This is a genomic window from Acinetobacter sp. I-MWF (assembly GCF_025433935.1).
Taxonomy (GTDB): Bacteria; Pseudomonadota; Gammaproteobacteria; order Pseudomonadales; family Moraxellaceae; genus Acinetobacter; species Acinetobacter guillouiae.
Genome location: NZ_JAMBAR010000001.1, coordinates 4,132,866 through 4,148,885 on the forward strand (window position 1 = coordinate 4,132,866; position 16,020 = coordinate 4,148,885).

Sequence of the window (16,020 nt, forward strand, 5' to 3'; positions counted from 1 at the left end):
AAGTTAGGGATCTATTCGATCCCTTTCTACACGATTATGGACGCTCATCATATTGAGGTAAACCGTCACAAATCGTATCCCACTCTGCTTTATAAGCAGTAAAAATATGCATTGTTGGCTTCTGTTCTAAAGCTGTATCTAAAGTTCCAATTCTTAAACGATAGGTATCTGGTGTTTCTGCTTTAATACTGATGATTGGTGAGCCACATTCTTGGCAGAAACAACGTGTTGTTGTTGCTGTCGATGCAAATTTTTTCAGTAATTCTTCACCTTTGGTAATTTTAAAATCTGCTTTTTGAATTGGCGCATTAGTCGCAAATGCTGTGCCATTGGCTTTACGACAACGTTGACAATGACACTCGATCACCTCTCCAATTTCACCATGAATCTCATAGTGAATACCGTCACACAAACAACTTCCCGTATATATTTTTTCAGCAGACATTGAGAAAATCTCCCTATTTCAAAGGCTATTGGCAATAGCATCAAACTAGCATAAAAGTCGCGTTTTTAATCAAAACACCATCATATTTTTTGCCTAATCTCATCTATTGAGATATTGATGTACACCCTCACCCGCAGCACGCCCTGTCGCAAAACATGCCGTCAACAAATATCCTCCTGTCGGGGCATCCCAATCCAGCATTTCACCACAGCAAAATACAGAGGGATTGGATTTTAGTTGTAAATGCTGTGTTAATACGGCTTGCTTTACACCACCAGCACAGCTGATCGCTTCTTCAATCGGACGAAATCCTTCAAGCTCAATTTTTAAATGCTTCATCTGTTGTGCGAGTTTTTCAGGAATGTTCCATACTGATTTATCTACCAATTCACGAATCAGATTGGCTTTGGCAGCATCTAAACCTGCCTTGCGCCAAATATTGGTACTGGATTGCTTTTTGGACGGCTGTAATTTCTGAGTAAGCTGTTGAACAGTTTGATCAGGTAACAAGTCTAAATAAATCGACATCGGTTGATTGTGTTGTACTAACTGACGTAATAATCGTCCCTGCTTATAGATGAGGCCACTTTCTAGTCCATAATGGGTAATCACAATATCACCTTGTGTCTTTGCAGAATTTTCCACCCAAGCATCTACACGTTTAAGAGGCTGACCAAAGACAGGTTGCATATAATTCGACCATGCCCGAACCACACCTGCATTACTCGCTTGAAACGCTTCAATTTCAGAAGCAGGCAACCACTTTTGCCATGCGCCATCACTGCCTAAACGTGACCATGACACAGCACCACAAGCCAGAACAATCGCATCAAAATCCAATTGCTGTGTTGCATTGTTTCTTAGATCAAGAATTTCGAGTTGTTGCTGCTTTAAATCTGTAATTTGATGACGATAATGAAATTGAACGTGCTGCGTTGCCAACTGCTTTAACCAAGCACGTAACAAAGGCGCCGCCTTCATTTCTACAGGAAAAATTCGCCCTGAACTGCCTACATAGGATTCAATCCCTAAACCATGCATCCAATTTTGAATCCATGTCGCATCCCACTTTTCTACCCAAGGTCTTAACCATTCCACATGATCATAACGTTGAATAAATTGTTCAAATGCTTCTGCATGGGAAATATTCAGCCCCGTCTTTCCAGCCATCAAAAATTTACGTGCAGCAGAAGGTTTCTGTTCAAAAACATGAACTTCATAATCAGTTGTAGACTGACTTAAAACATCTGCAGCCATTAAACCTGCTGGCCCTGCCCCGATGATGGCAATTTTCTTAATTGGCATCAGACGGCTCTGATAAGTTTTCAACACTTTGACCCTGACGTGGTCCGACCTCATCAAAACGGGTTTGATAGTGTTCAGGTTTAGCAATAATCAATTGCTGACACAATTCACCACGTTCTAAATATTTAATTTCAAAATGCGTACGTGCTGAATCTGATGCAATCGTTTGTTTTTCATAGGGCAGTTTCCAAACATCTTTTAGTTGCTGTTCTGCTTCAGCAATATATTCAGGAATATTACTGGCTAACGTGATACTGCCATTTGGAGATAATCTGGAAAGCAAAAATTCAAAAAAAGGCATATTTAACCAGCGTTGCGCAGGATTATGCGGTTCTGGATTTGGATAGAGGATAAAAAGCTGTTGTACCTGATTGGGATAAAGTGCATGCACCACCCATGGCAATGCATCTGCATGAATAGGGGTTAAATTTGTTTGGCCTTCCAACTGATGCTGTTTCTGCATGGCAATAAATTTTTCACGAGTTCTTTCTATCGCAATCAATTTCAGTTCAGGGTGCTGTTCAGAAAAGAGCAAGGCATGTTTGCCCTTTCCTGCCCCAATTTCTACACAAATTGGGTTATTTTCAATACATTGAAAATCACGAGGAGCATGCATACGCTGTGCTTGAAATTGACGAATCGACATAATCAGATCAAACTAACAAGAAATCGTTCACAAGTTTAACAACTCTTTACGGTTTTTGCTTTTTTAAATGAGGATTTCCATATGTCTAAAACTTTTCCTTGCCCTCGCTGCGGTGAACCTTCTACATGGGAAGGCAACGAATTTCGTCCATTTTGCTCTGAGCGTTGTAAACTGATCGATTTAGGTGCATGGGCCAATGGAGACTACACGCTACCGACAGAAGACGCACCTCAAGCAGAAGATTCTTAAGCTGTGTGCCAAGTTAATGCAATCATCACAGACTTAGCATGGTTAAACGAAAACATTTTATTAGAAACAATTAAAGAAAATTATACTTATACTTCACAATAACTATTTATTTTTTAATCTGTATAGCGATATGATACGGCATGTTTCACTTCACACTTTATATATAAAAATTTGATTAGTTTCAATTTATAATGAAACTTGGAGTATTAAAGTGCCTATAAGCTTAAAAATTTTTGTCGCCATCCTTACAATTTTATGTGCATTTTTTACTTTTATTGGAGTATATACGCTCGATTTTTCTCTTATCGCGATTGGAATTCTATTTGCAATAGTCATCTTATTAATCAAATTGGAAATGGTAAAGTAAAATGATTCAAATCAATTCACCACTATTATTAAACTATTTAATAGATCTCTTTCATAAATCAAAAATGATCATGTTGAGCAAATCATATGGATATTGAAAGTTCCATCTCCCCTAGCGTGAAGCCTATGTTGATTTATAGTTTTAAAAAGGACTTATGAAAGAAGCATAATTTTAATTTTCTCATTCTCCACGTATATTATTTCCATGATGAGATGAATAACTTTTGCAAGAGTTATTTAAAGATGAGCATAAATAGCATCGTTCTATGAACTGTTTTCACTCAGATCATTCACGTTACTATTACAGATTCTTACAAAATGTTGAATCATTAATAAACTATACATTTAAAACAAAAATGGTGAGTAAAATATTGATTACTTCACCATTTTCATTTCTTATTTTTACTATAAAGCCAGACGGTGAATACTCAACCCGCTTTACTTGCCACAAAAGGATTGTGTTGTTTTTCAAAACCAATGGTACTCATTGGACCATGCCCTGAAATAAATTGAGTTTCATCAGGCAGGGTAAAACATTCACGCTGAATTGAATCCAAGAGCTGTTGATGGTTGCCTTTTGGAAAGTCAGTACGACCAATTGAACCTTTAAACAGCACATCTCCAGTCCACAGCACACCATATTTGGCATTGTAAAAAATGACGTGGCCTGGTGTATGTCCTGGTGCAAAACGCACTTCAAACTCTTCATCCCCTAAGCTTAGCTTTTCACCACCCTCTAACCATTGATTGACATGAACAGGCTCAGGAATTGGAAATCCATAACGGGCAGATACGTCTTGAATCATTTCTAACCAAAACTGGTCTTCTCTGTGCGGACCAATCACAGGCACATCCCATTCTTTGACCAATGCACCTACCGCACCTGCATGATCCAAATGACCATGTGTTAACCACAATGCTTTGACTGTCAGTCCTAATGCTTCAACTTCTTGTTTTAATTTCTCAGGCTCACCACCAGCATCAATCAATACCGCTTCTTTGGTTTCCGAATCCCAAACAATAGAACAATTTTGGGCAAATGCAGTAACGGGTACAATCTTGACTTGTAACATGATAATTTTCCTAAAAAACCCTATACCTGTAAATGAAACTTGAGTGTATTCAATTGAGTCTGTAAAAGTTGCTCAAATAAGTCAATATGATCCGCACGGCTATTTAATGCCGGAATGTAAGCATAGTGTTGACCACCTGCCTTTAAAAACAATTCAGCATTTTGAATCGCCAGCTCTTCCAAGGTTTCTAAACAATCTGCCGAAAATGCAGGACTTAGCACTTGAACAGATTCAACACCTTGCGCTGCCCACTCTTGCAAGAGCTGGTCGGTATACGGTTTTACCCATTCTTGTTTGCCAAAACGGGATTGGAAACTGATCGCCCATTGGTCGTCTTTTAAATTTAACGCCTGAGCTACCTTAAGTGCAGTGATACGACAACGCTCTGCATAAGGATCGCCTTTATCTGCATAAGGCTGTGGGATCCCGTGAAAAGACATCAACAGTTTAGTGGCTGGTCCATATTGCTGCTGATAATCACGCACACTGTTGGCTAGCGCCTGAATATAAAGTGGGTGTTGATAATAATCTCGAATAAAACTTAAACCCGGGATATTGCGTTGCTTTAACAACCATTGTGCAACGGCATCATATAAAGGGGCTGTTGATGTTGCAGAATACTGAGGAAATAGCGGAAAAAGAACAATATGGTCATACTGCTTGTTTTTCGCATCATTCAATACAGCATCAATACCCGGTCGCCCATAGGTCATTGCTGGCACAATCTCTAAATCTAAATCAGCATTGGTACTTATTAATTTTTTTTGTAGTGATTCAACTTGTTCAAATAGAATTTCACGCATCGGTGAATCATTTGACCAGACTTGTGCATAAGCTTCGGCAACACGCTTTGGTCGAAAAGGCAGAACAAATGCATTTAAAATAATTGCCCATAAAATTTTGGGAATTTCGATAACACGCTGATCTGATAAAAACTGCTTTAAAAAAGCCCGAACAGCTGGAGCTGTAGGCGCATCTGGTGTCCCTAAATTAGCAATAATAATCAGGACTTTAGGTTTAGATAAAGACATTTTCACCCGATTTACAGAATAGTTTATCTCGAATGATCAGCTTAACAGAGTCTTTATCTAAACAAAATTTTTTATCTTAACTCACTCAATTTATTTAACTTAAAAAATTGAAGAGCGGCTGCTAATACGTTGTGAACTTTCAAGCAGTTTCACGCATTTATCCGTCATCTGCCAGAGCATACGCTGACGATCATCACGCCCCACAGGGATGATCCATTCATTTTGACGGACTTGTTGCTTAATCGTATGCAAGGAACGCACATTAATCTGCGCTCTAGACACAGCATGAGCACGTGGCATCACCACTTGCGCATCGGTTAAACCCGTATTATTCAAATATTCATTTAAGACTTTAGAGAAAAAATCCTCAGACGTCGGTTGTCTAAATTCAACTGATAAGATTTTCAATAACTCTGCCCATGTCATCTCACGCGCTGGCGATAACTCTTTAAAATTACCATCTTGATAGGCATGCATTCGATAATCAAAATTAAACACTTCATGTAATGAAACTTTGGGTAAAGTTAAAAATGGATCTGCTTCTTTTTTTCCTTGCTCTACGGAAACATGTGCCAACTTTGCTTTTAAACGATCAATCTCATCTTGTAAGACCTGAATATTCTGAGGTCTGACCCATCCTACGACAGGATAACGTTCTAGCATTTGTGGCATATATGAACGTACCGCAAGTTCTAAATCTCGTAAAGTTCGATAAGTAACGACTTGCTCAACTTCTTTTTGTAGTTGATGTCTAAATTCATTAAACTTTTCTTTTAGCAGCGTACTTTCTTCTTTTAAATGCGGTTCGCGAAATTCAGGACTCTCATGCATAAATACAATAATTGGTTTCTGTTTGGTCACCGCATAAATATATTCAAGATGTAAATAACTCACCCCTGAAACAGATTGTTCACCGTACTGACTCCCCAACAACAATAAAACGTAATCACAGTCATCTATCTGACGACGTGCAAATGCGGTACTTAATGGTGTCCGTTGTTCTAATCCCCAAGAAAAAAACCCCATCCCTATAAGGGTTTGTGACACGACCATCCGTTCTGGCTGCATTTCTTTGCCAGATGTTGTAATAAAAACTTGATACCGTTTATCGAGCATAGGTTAACCCATTCTTGTCACACCCTACTTAAATCCATCCATGAGCTTTAAGTTGGATATGCCCTACACTTATGAAAATATATTAAATCTGTTCAATATTGAAAGAATTAGCCGAGTTTTTCAACAATATTTTCTACAGACCATGTAATTTTTGGTTGTATGAGATGTTTGATGACATTTTCTAATTGTTTTGCATTTTCCCCACTCACAAAACATTGTAAACGCACCCCTTTTTCTTGCAAGCTACTTGATATTAACTCATTTTTTAACAATATACGCGCCGTTTGTCGTGCAACCGCTAATCCAGAATCAATTAAGTTAAGCTGAGGGCCGTATAATTCTTGAATACTTTGTTTTAAGTAAGGGTAATGAGTGCAACCCAACACCAAATAATCTGAACCTTTGGCAATGACTGGATCTAAAACCTTTTGCAGGCTATGTTTGCATTCCAAACTGTTATAACGTCCAGATTCAATCAAGGGAACCAGTTCAAGATTGGTAATCGTCAGTACTTCGACATTGGCAGGTTCTGCAAAACGCTGCATCACATCTTTGATCAATTTTCCACGAAAAGTGGCAGGTGTAGCCAAAACGGAAACCACTTTAGACTGGGTTTGTAGCACTGCTGGCTTTAAAGCAGGCACCAGCCCAACAATAGGAAAGTTTTCACCATAATGATCACGTAAATAATCAAGACTAAATGCTGAAGCGGTATTACATGCCACAACTGCGATTTTACAACCTTGACGATATAACCATTCAATTGCTTGTGCAGTTAATTCACGAATATTTTGATCCGTCCGTGGGCCATAAGGGACATGTGCAGTATCGGCATAATAAACAATACGTTCATTTGGTAAATAATTGGCAATTTCCTGTGCAATAGAAAGCCCACCGATACCTGAATCAAAAATACCAATCGGGGCATCTGCCAAGGCTTTTGGCATTGGATTTTCTAGAGGAGAGAGAGGAAGAATCGCGCTCATTTGATCCACTATTGGCATACGGTAAAAATAATTAACAAGATTAAACCTCAAGTCCCTAATTGCAAGTGAAAATCACCACTTTCTAAAGATAAAATGGTATCTCCTTGTTCATTTTCAAGCAATTTCCCATATTCAATCAGATGGAAAAAAGCAGAACGTTGAATCAAGGCATTTATCCCAAAACGAATATGTACATAAGGTCTTAACTCACCTTGATATTCACGCATAAAAATAGGGTGTTCTGGATCAATCAGTGTAATGTCTTGATTGGTGGTGGTAACTTGTAGATAGACCTGCCCATCGAGATTCACCTGATCAACTTGATTGACCAATAAAGGTTCATCCTCAACTTGAATTTCAATCTGTTCAACTGGGGTTTTTAAATAGAACTTCCCGTCTTCTTTCCAAAGTACTTTTGTAAACAGGTCTAAAAGCGCTTGGCGTTTGATCAATTGACCTTCGTGCCACCATTCGCCATTGGCTTTTACTGTCAAATCCATTTTGCCACAATGCTTTGGCTGCCACTGCTCTAAAGGGGGTATTGACCTTTTGTGACCCGCCTGTACATCTTTTAAGTATTGTGCAATGCTCATTAAGTTTTTATTATCAGAATCTGGCTGATTTTGAGCCGCTGATGTTGAATTATTTTGATTTACCATGGTTTATGCCTTGCTGACTTAAAAATAATACGACTCAGCCAATTGGCTAGATTAGGGTTTCTAACTATACTAGCGCAAAATATATTATTGGTACGAGCGTTAATTCGTATCACGGAATTTTTAGAACACTCATGGCAGCACCGATTTATTAATTCCCAATAAATGCTCACGGTTGCCACCCTTAGAAATATGAGGAGTCCTACATGGAACACATCGAACGCGAATCGATGGAGTTTGACGTAGTGATCGTAGGCGCAGGCCCTGCGGGTCTTTCTGCTGCGATTAAAATTCGTCAATTAGCTCTTGAAAACAATCTTCCAGACCTTTCCGTCTGTGTGGTTGAAAAAGGCTCTGAAGTTGGTGCGCATATCCTTTCTGGTGCTGTACTTGAACCTCGTGCAATCAATGAACTTTTCCCTGACTGGAAAGAACAAGGTGCACCTTTAAATGTACCTGTGACTGAGGACAAAACTTATTTCCTCATGTCTGCTGAAAAGTCACAAGAAGCACCACATTGGATGGTTCCTAAAACCATGCACAATGATGGTAACTATGTTATTTCAAGCAATCCAAGCGGGTCATGAGAAAGGTGGTGATTTAGCGGTTGCGCGTGTCGCTGAAGGCGAAGATTTCTTTGCTAAAGAATTGACTGCTTATACTGACAAATTCAACAACAGTTGGTTAAAAGAAGAGTTACATCGTTCGCGTAACTTTGGTCCAGCAATGCATAAATTCGGTTTATGGATGGGTGGTGCATTTAACTTTATCGATCAAAATATCTTTAAAGTGCCATTTACCCTACATGACCTTGCACCTGACTTTAGTGCATTAAAAACTGTAGATGCTACGACATTTAAACCCACCTATCCAAAGCCAGACGGTAAATTAACCTTTGATCGTTTATCTTCTGTATTTGTATCGAATACCGTACATGAAGAGAATCAGCCAGCTCACTTAAAGCTGACCGATGCTTCTATTCCAGTCAATGTCAACTTACCAAAATGGGATGAGCCTGCTCAACGCTACTGCCCTGCTGGTGTTTACGAGATTATGGAAAATGATGATGGTTCTAAGCGCTTCCAGATTAATGCTGCGAACTGTGTTCACTGTAAGACTTGTGATATCAAAGACCCATCTCAGAACATCACTTGGGTAACTCCTGAGGGTGGCGGTGGTCCAAACTATCCGAATATGTAAATAAATAAACCCGCTTCGGCGGGTTTTTTAATTTAATATCGTTAGAGCGATGTCAAAGCTAATAGTTTTTTAAGTTTGCTTACATAGATGTAGATTATTAAAACGATGATTTATATCTATGTCTATGTCTTTCTATTTTAAAAAATCCCAAACATTTGGATCGTGGTATTCTTTTTTAATATCATAACCTAGTTTTTCCATTTTAACTTCTGTCCTTTGTCTCTCACTTTCCCACTTATTTAAATCTTTACTCAATAACACTTTCCAATCTTTATCTCTAATTTTCTCATCATATTGATAAAAATAGTGAGAAAAAAAAGTAATAAAATCCAAGTGAATTTTTACTTCATCAATAGATTCGCGAAAATTTATCGTTAATATGACATTATTTTTATAAAATCTAAGAGGCTGGCGTTTTAACGCACTCGAATACTTCTCCCATTTTTCCTCACTATCCAAATAAAACCCATCCAAACTCCCCTGATAGTTAGGTATTTTATTATTGGCTTCAAATGATTGTTTTCCAAACACTCTCGGTTCAGACTCGAAGTAAAAGACTTTCCAACCATTTTTATTTAATTGCTTTACAATTTCCTCATAAGAAAAAAAATTATTTTTTTCATTAATTTTTTTAGATTTTATATTACTAATATCAAAACCTATATCTGTAACGCCTTGTTTTGGGTAGTTAGCATCTGAGACAAAAACCAAATTTTCTAAATTATTAAAAACTAAAACTGTGTGGTCATATCCATCTTTTAAATTTAATTTTAGTTTACTTTCTTCATTTACATTTAAGTTTGGTCGTATAAATCCAACACTTGCACCTGAACTATATTGTGAAAAAAACTTAGCATTACTATTAATTAAATTTTCACTAGGGTCGCCAGCCACAACGCTAATAATATAATCAGATTCATTCATTTTTTTTTCTTCCTGCTTATTCATAGTCTCAGATGATGAATTACAAGCTGCTAAACTCGATATTAGTGTGATTACCAAAATTTTAAAAACTTTTTTTAAATTCATTCTGATTCTCAACTTAAATTATTGGCATTTTTTCGGTTATATCACCTTCAGCTAACCTAGCTAAACAATTTTCCATATAACCAGGATATTTTTTCATAACATAATGAAAATCTTCAGCAATACGTGTAATAAACTTCATTCTTTCTTTAATTATATATAGCCTTTCATTTTTTAGCATATCTTCAAAAAACTTATCTTTATCAGATAAACTGTTTAACCCTATTGGTAAACTACATGAATTTGTAAACACTGCCTGTCTATTTTGAACGTCTGCAATTAAAGCTCCAAATTGTGTATAATATGGATGATTACTTTCAAGTTTAGACTGTTTATCAAAAATATCTTTTAATCTTTGGTCAGGCTGCCCATTCGGAGAATAAAAACTTTTTTCTAAAACGACATGTTGCTCATGGACAGCTATTGTCATTAAATTATTAAACTGAGCATCTTGTTTTTTTTGGATTGTTTTAGCAATTTCAAAATCTTTTACATATTGAAAAGCTTCTTTCAAGTTATTTAAAATATTATCTGAATATTTAAATTTTTCCAATTTATTATATGCTTCTTTATATGGGATTTTATTCATATTATTTGCTACTTTAGCATCATAAGTAGCACCATCTCTTTTTGGCAAACACTCGTTAAATGTATTAGAAAATCTACAATAATATTCATGATAGGGATATATATCTAAATAAAGCCAAAGATTACCCTTTAACATACAATATTTCATATAGTCAAAATCTGATTTTGTGATCCCTCCAGTTGCGATAAAACGCCTATCACTTATATCAATTTTATCTAAAACTCTATTTGCTCCATCAAGAATAACACCACCACCAACTTTTGAAACAAAATCATCTAATGCTAAAATCCCACAATAAACTTGTTTTGCTGCAATTGCCCCTAAAGCCATCCAATAAAAACGACCTTTATATTTAACGTTACTCATTTTAGTTTTTTCTAAATACATTTTTGCATATTGACTAGAAATTAATTTTACTCTTTTTTGATCATCACTTCCTTTATATAAAAACTCTCTCTTAGCATCTCCACCATGAACAGCTTTCTTTATAACTTCTAAGCTTTTATAACTAGTTAAAGCCATATATGATGAGTATTGAACTAATGACCACATATTTTTACAATCAACTTGAGTAATACAATTACTATTACATATTTCATTTGTATCTGTTTCTTGCAATATCGTCATTTTTGCCCCTCTTCATCTTCTGTTTCATTAACTATTAAATCTTCGTAATTGAATTCAATCTTTAATTTTTGACTTGATGTTGTACCTAATCTTTTAGTAAAACCATTTCTATCACTTTTCCCTAAAAACTGCTCATTAGAAGCAGTATTAGTTATTATGTAATCTAAATCTGTAAGTTTTTTTCCTAATGGATCTAACAATTGAAATTTGTCATCAAAAATAGAACTTATTGGTAACTTATCAAAACCTATAGCGTTTTCTTGTGGCCCCAAAAACTTATGCTGCCCCGCCTTACTCTCAAACTTACCCGCAGTGGTCGGTAAAACACCTGCACTACTAATTTCAACTTGCGAACCATCTGCAATCAGAATAATTTTCTTATCCGCTTTAATCTCGATCTTGTCTTCGGTCGAAATAATTTGAATACCTTTACGCGCAATCAAATCCGCACCATCGCCTTGTGCTTGGATCTCAACTTTACCTTTCCCTGCAAATAATCTTGCCCCTTCTTGTGCCGCAAAAAGACTGATCTTTGATTGTGCATGTGCAACTAAATTCTTTTGCGTACTCAATTGAATACTATCGCCCGCAGTTTCATAGATTTGTCGATCGGCAGAAAGATGTAGATCTTCATTAGTAGTAAGCGCAACCGAATTAGGTGAAGCCAATAGCATTAAGGCTTGCTTAAAGGTATCGGCTTGATTTTTTGCTTCACTGGATTCGCCTTTTTCCAAATAAGAAATAAACGATTTTAAATGATCTAAATTTTCTAAAGGGTCAGTTTGCTGATTCTTGGCAACTTCACTTAAGGCTTTAGAATTATTTAGACTGCTTTCTAACTGACTTTTCGCGGCTGTTGCATCGAGATGGTTACCTGAAGCTGAGTCTTGAGCATAGGTACTCAGTAGTAGCCCCTGTCCTGCACGCACTGCTCCCCATTGGTCTGTTCTTAGTTCAAAGCCTTGGCCTCGTCCTTCACTGGTATCAGTTTCTTTAGGATGACTCAGATTACCGAGGTTAAGCTGACTCGTGCCGTGACTGCTTTGTAGCTGGCTGCTAATTTGGTCTGTGGTATCGTCAAATCTAAGCTGGCCATAGCCACTGCCTTTAACTTCCCGACTTTTGATCCCTGCCAGTTTTTTGGTATCAGGCAATTGCCCTTTGTCATCAAATTTCGTTGGACTTCGTTGCGCTTCATGGATACGCCCCACCACAAATGGTCGGTCAATATTACCATCAAAGAAATCTATCACGACAATCTCACCAATCCTCGGTAAGAACCGCGCACCATAGCCCTCACCTGCCCACGGGGTCAGTACATCCACCCAAGCGGAATCAGTGTCGTTGTCATTGCTCCCTGCACCACCATCATGACTGTGATCTTCATTGCGGGTAAACAGGAAGCGAACTTTAATACGTCCCCATTCATCGACATGAATTTCTTCTCCACTTGGCCCAACCACTTTGGCTCGTTGTGGATGGGTACTTGGACGGTGTTGTAGTGGATGGTATTCAGGAACAGTAGTGATATTACGGCGTTGTAGCACCAATTGATTGGCTTGGCGTTCTGGGTTGTTTGAGTCTACATTTGAATTGACCCAATTGCTCTGTTGGAGCAAGTGATTGATTTGCTCGCTCAGATCTTTGGGTAAGTTGTTTTGGTTATAGAATGTCTTTGACGTGATCAGAAACTCTTTATCTGAGCCACTGTGTTGGTCTATTTCTGGGTGTTCGTTTAACTCAAACCAGTAACCTACTTGTGCATCACGTACAGTGGAGTTGGCAACAAATTGTTTGGATTGAGCATCGTAATAATGACTGAGGTTTTGGTTAATCTTTTCAATCTGATTGTTATTTGAAGCAGTTGCTTGGTCTTCACCATTCAGGTCTTGAATCCATGCCGGACTGATATGCCAAGCTTGTTCTAAACCGAGACTGGCATTGTTTTGATTTTGACTGTGTTGGTGTTTGCTTTGAACACTACCTGCACCCTCTTCTTGCTCTAACACATCTGCTTGCCAGCGTTGTACATGGACAGCGGTGGGTTGTAAGCTACGTTGCCCGATAAAGCTGGTAATGCTGTCTTGTTGTTCTGTGGCACTGCTGCGATGGAAGCGGATCTTTCTTCGTTCTAGTGCTTTGTATTCACTGTTATCATCCACCAAGCGCAGTTTTTGCGGCTGAATTTGAGTCGCAGAACTAGGTACAATCAATTGCGCTTCATCAATCAGCCAGTTGATCCCTTCACTGCGCATCAAGCGGCTTAAAAATGCATAGTCGCTTTCGTTACTCTGCATAATGAATGGTCGAATATCGTAATCTTTTTTAAGACCACTTTTATCGAGGCTTAGACTCGATGCAAAGAGTGGGCTTTTGTCTTGCCATTCTTTAAAGAGGGTTTCTATGACTTGCACAACCGACTTATTCATAAACACTCGGCTGTTACGGCGTTTATGCCACAGTGAAGTGGCATCTTCGAGTTTGAGTTTATATAACGTCAGTGCACCATCACTTTGCCCTTGTGCGGCCTCAGTAATCACCCCTGTGCTACGAAACAGTTGTCCATGATCTGTGACTTGATCAATGGCCACTTGGCTACCAATGAATTGTTTAAGCGGAATCACAGCCGAAGTGGCAAGGCAAATCAGTTCAATAGACACACCTTGGTTTAGACCATGTTGTCCATCGATGCGTTGTAAGAAGACTTGGTTGTTTAAGTCTGTATTGCTAAATTGGATATGCAAAGCTCGTTTTTGTGCGTTTAGTCCAAGCTGATCCAATATTTTATAAATGCTATTTACTAAGCTGTTCATTTGAATGAGTTAATTATTATTAAAAAATATGTTTAGATTATAATCATAAGTCAAAATTCTGTCATTTTTAATTTTGTAAAACTCTTTGATTAGGGTGTTGAATCAATTAACTCTAATAACTCCGCATCAAGCAATGACTGAGTAAAAATATTCCAAAAATCTTCAAATTTCTCGGGAATATCATCTAAATTTGCAAACTGAATCCCAGATCGTTCATTCTGCCAATTTTGTGCCAGCTTCATACAAGCATCAGCCAAAATAGGTTGATTCAAATACAAAAACTTAGTCAAAACCAAACCATCTCTTTGACATTCACTTTTCAATATTTCTATGGCATAAAGTTTTGCAAAAATATCCGAAAATGATGGATGCTTGAGTAAATAGGTCAAATCAAATATATCTTTATAGCGCGGGTTCACAATACATTGGTGTAACTTCCATGCAATTTGCGTAGCTAAAGATGGGGTTTGTGCCAATCGGAAGTCCTTACCAACAAAAGGATGATAAATAAGTCTGTTGTGAATATCTTGAATTTCAAGATTAAATGAAACATCAATATCTATTTCAGTTTTTTGCCCATTCACCCATGCGATAATATTTGTACTGACTGTTGGAAAGTCTTCTGCCATTACATACTCCAACTCCCACCAATAATTATCTCTCGAAAATGGTTCATAACGAATACCATCATTAAAATCTACAGTTGTTAAGTAGCACATCCATTCATTCAAATGATCCTGAACAAAATGTCGATCGATTAATGGTTTTAAACAAACCCAATCTAAATCTTGTGGTTTACGTTCAATATGCGCAGGAAAATATTGCCGAGTTAAGAAACTTCCTTTTAGCATAAAAGGAAAGTACTGGTGGCTTTCTGCAAAACGTCGAATCAGGCCCTCACAAGCCTTTTGCTTTATTTCATTCATTTACATTCTTCTTCATCTATGTCTATTTAAGATAACCATCCATGATCTAACATGATATTGGTATCATAAATACAAATCTCAAATCTTTCTTTAGCAATCACTCTATGTTGGTTTAATAATGCTATGTACAACAACTCTAAGCGTTTCAAGAAAAAATCTGCTGTTCCTGTTTCGCGTAATGTTAAAAATCGAAAGTTCTCATGGCGTTTTAAAGCATTTTGAGACAAGTGTGCTTGATGATGCTCACATAGTTGTTTAAGTTCAAAAGCATCTCTACATTCAATCAAAGCATGCCATTCATAATAATAAATAGACTGTTGATCTGTTTGAGAATCTTGAAATGGAAGTTCAATTTTGGTTCGGATAATTTGAATATTCTGTTGTTCAAACGCCTTGATCCAAGGCACAATATCCTCAAGGACAGTACTTAAATCCGCTGAGTAAACACATTTAGAGAGCATAATCTGTTTAGAATACATACCACGGGCAAGTATAATTTCAAGAGGCTTAGCATCTAACTGTTTACACATCGTTTTAAACTGATGGTACATCACTGGACTTTTAATATCCGCTGTCAGATGCACTTCAAATTCTTGTTTTTGCATCTATAATTACTTAACCGTTTTCTTTTAACCTTTCTTCACTAAATAATGAAATTCCTTATTTCCGGCATCATCTAGCACTTCTTCTTGTAAAATCAACTCATGACCGAGATGCATACAAAATTTAGGAATGTCCCAAGAGGTTGAATTATCAGTTGCAAATACTTCAACGACATCACCTGATTTAGATTTACGAATTGCTTGATGCAACATCATTACAGGCTCAGGACAACGTAGTCCACGCGTGTTTAATTGAATGCTTGCTGTAGGCATCGGTTCAGACATTATCTATTCTCAAAAAGAAGCGAAATCAATCAATAATTTTAACACAAACTCAAATAATGAATAAGGCTTGCAATATATC

Annotated in this window: 15 protein-coding genes and 1 pseudogene; 2 read left to right on the forward strand and 14 right to left on the reverse strand. The window is 37.3% G+C overall.

The genetic code is table 11. The features are described from left to right. Positions 1 to 34: 34 nt before the first annotated feature. The 3 genes from M2R48_RS19155 to M2R48_RS19165 form a co-directional block, all read right to left on the reverse strand. Positions 35 to 445, reverse strand: coding sequence for a GFA family protein (locus M2R48_RS19155; protein ID WP_004725587.1), 411 nt, complete (start codon positions 443 to 445; stop codon positions 35 to 37). A 99-nt stretch (positions 446 to 544) separates the two neighbouring features. Continuing rightward, positions 545 to 1,750 (reverse strand): TIGR03862 family flavoprotein, encoded by a 1,206-nt coding sequence (locus tag M2R48_RS19160; RefSeq protein WP_262087541.1) that lies wholly within the window; start codon positions 1,748 to 1,750, stop codon positions 545 to 547. Next, entirely contained in the window at positions 1,740 to 2,402 is a 663-nt protein-coding gene (locus M2R48_RS19165) for a tRNA (guanine-N(7)-)-methyltransferase (RefSeq protein ID WP_262087542.1), read from the reverse strand. The genes M2R48_RS19160 and M2R48_RS19165 overlap by 11 nt, the downstream gene beginning before the upstream one ends. 75 nt (positions 2,403 to 2,477) lie before the next feature. On the opposite strand from M2R48_RS19165, the gene M2R48_RS19170 reads away from it, so the two are divergent. Continuing rightward, complete coding sequence (locus M2R48_RS19170; protein ID WP_004816790.1) at positions 2,478 to 2,645, forward strand: DNA gyrase inhibitor YacG; 168 nt, start codon at positions 2,478 to 2,480, stop codon at positions 2,643 to 2,645. A gap of 794 nt (positions 2,646 to 3,439) precedes the next feature. Here the strand turns inward: M2R48_RS19170 and M2R48_RS19175 are convergent. From M2R48_RS19175 to M2R48_RS19195, 5 genes are all read right to left on the reverse strand, one after another. Continuing rightward, entirely contained in the window at positions 3,440 to 4,084 is a 645-nt protein-coding gene (locus M2R48_RS19175; protein WP_262087153.1) for an MBL fold metallo-hydrolase, read from the reverse strand. 20 nt (positions 4,085 to 4,104) lie between these two features. Further along, positions 4,105 to 5,115, reverse strand: a complete 1,011-nt coding sequence (hemH, locus tag M2R48_RS19180) for a ferrochelatase (RefSeq protein WP_262087155.1) — start codon at positions 5,113 to 5,115, stop codon at positions 4,105 to 4,107. Positions 5,116 to 5,214: 99 nt separating this feature from the next. Beyond that, positions 5,215 to 6,231: a DUF4062 domain-containing protein gene (locus M2R48_RS19185; RefSeq protein ID WP_096735246.1), complete on the reverse strand. Its 1,017-nt coding sequence runs from the start codon at positions 6,229 to 6,231 to the stop codon at positions 5,215 to 5,217. 107 nt (positions 6,232 to 6,338) lie between these two features. Continuing rightward, positions 6,339 to 7,217 carry a glutamate racemase gene (murI, locus tag M2R48_RS19190; RefSeq protein WP_034616447.1) on the reverse strand — a complete coding sequence of 293 codons (879 nt, stop codon included), beginning with the start codon at positions 7,215 to 7,217 and terminating at the stop codon, positions 6,339 to 6,341. A gap of 47 nt (positions 7,218 to 7,264) precedes the next feature. Further along, entirely contained in the window at positions 7,265 to 7,876 is a 612-nt protein-coding gene (locus tag M2R48_RS19195; RefSeq protein ID WP_004816777.1) for a DUF1285 domain-containing protein, read from the reverse strand. A 203-nt stretch (positions 7,877 to 8,079) separates the two neighbouring features. Here M2R48_RS19195 and M2R48_RS19200 point away from each other — a divergent pair. Then, positions 8,080 to 9,073: pseudogene (locus tag M2R48_RS19200) on the forward strand (4Fe-4S dicluster domain-containing protein). Between the two features lie 132 nt (positions 9,074 to 9,205). Here M2R48_RS19200 and M2R48_RS19205 read toward each other — a convergent pair. The 6 genes from M2R48_RS19205 to tusA form a co-directional block, all read right to left on the reverse strand. Then, complete coding sequence (locus M2R48_RS19205) at positions 9,206 to 10,102, reverse strand: hypothetical protein (RefSeq protein ID WP_262087156.1); 897 nt, start codon at positions 10,100 to 10,102, stop codon at positions 9,206 to 9,208. A 13-nt stretch (positions 10,103 to 10,115) separates the two neighbouring features. Next, positions 10,116 to 11,315, reverse strand: coding sequence for a DUF2515 family protein (locus M2R48_RS19210; protein ID WP_262087157.1), 1,200 nt, complete (start codon positions 11,313 to 11,315; stop codon positions 10,116 to 10,118). Continuing rightward, the gene (locus tag M2R48_RS19215; protein WP_262087159.1) at positions 11,312 to 14,128 is read right to left on the reverse strand and encodes a type VI secretion system Vgr family protein; all 2,817 of its coding nucleotides are present in this window, start codon (positions 14,126 to 14,128) and stop codon (positions 11,312 to 11,314) included. The genes M2R48_RS19210 and M2R48_RS19215 overlap by 4 nt, the downstream gene beginning before the upstream one ends. 89 nt (positions 14,129 to 14,217) lie before the next feature. Continuing rightward, positions 14,218 to 15,054: a nucleotidyl transferase AbiEii/AbiGii toxin family protein gene (locus M2R48_RS19220; protein ID WP_262087160.1), complete on the reverse strand. Its 837-nt coding sequence runs from the start codon at positions 15,052 to 15,054 to the stop codon at positions 14,218 to 14,220. 26 nt (positions 15,055 to 15,080) lie between these two features. Continuing rightward, positions 15,081 to 15,659, reverse strand: coding sequence for a hypothetical protein (locus M2R48_RS19225; RefSeq protein WP_262087161.1), 579 nt, complete (start codon positions 15,657 to 15,659; stop codon positions 15,081 to 15,083). A 24-nt stretch (positions 15,660 to 15,683) separates the two neighbouring features. Then, positions 15,684 to 15,941, reverse strand: a complete 258-nt coding sequence (gene tusA / locus M2R48_RS19230; protein WP_004725563.1) for a sulfurtransferase TusA — start codon at positions 15,939 to 15,941, stop codon at positions 15,684 to 15,686. Between the last annotated feature and the right edge of the window lie 79 nt (positions 15,942 to 16,020).